The sequence below is a fragment of the Vibrio sp. M260112 genome (assembly GCF_036533775.1).
GTDB lineage: Bacteria > Pseudomonadota > Gammaproteobacteria > Enterobacterales > Vibrionaceae > Vibrio.
The window spans coordinates 1-544 of record NZ_JATABH010000190.1 but is presented as its reverse complement, the minus strand read 5'-3'; the positions used below and the strand labels follow the sequence as shown (position 1 = coordinate 544).

The 544-nt window shown below is 48.9% G+C and carries 1 protein-coding gene; it reads left to right on the top strand.

Translation table 11 applies throughout. The annotated features are described in order from the left end of the window. Window positions 1-544 (top strand): IS66 family transposase (gene tnpC, locus QTN95_RS21005; protein ID WP_331418892.1); only part of this gene is annotated, 544 nt, incomplete at both ends.

The following is a 544-nucleotide window of genomic DNA, read 5'->3' as shown; positions in this document are numbered from 1 at the left end:
AAAGCATTATCCCTAAGAGCTTCGCCACAGAAAGCTTACTGGCCAATATCATCCTCGGTAAATATCAATACGCGATGCCACTGTATCGCCAAGAATCGCTGTTTACCCAGTCGGGTATCGAACTATCACGAACCACCATGGCAAGGTGGGTTATCCAAGTCAGTGAGAAGTTCAAACCACTCTATGCCGCCCTAAAAGAGCACTTACTTCAACAAGTGGTGGTTCAGGCAGATGAAACACCGCTCAATGTCCTCAAAGAAGATAAACAATGTTACATGTGGCTCTACTGCTCGGGCGCGGACTCGCCAGAAGCTGCACTCCCCAATGTGAAGAATATCGCCTTGTACGACTATCAAAACAGTCGCGCGAGGTCGTGCCCTGTTGCCTTCTTGGGTAACTATGATGGCTATCTGCAAACCGATGGTTATGGTGCTTATGATGGGCTTCATCTCGTCACCAATGTCGGTTGCTTCGCGCATGCTCGGCGCAAGTTCATGGACGCGAAAAAGCTTCAAGGCAAAGGCAAGTCAGGTAAAGCGGATAA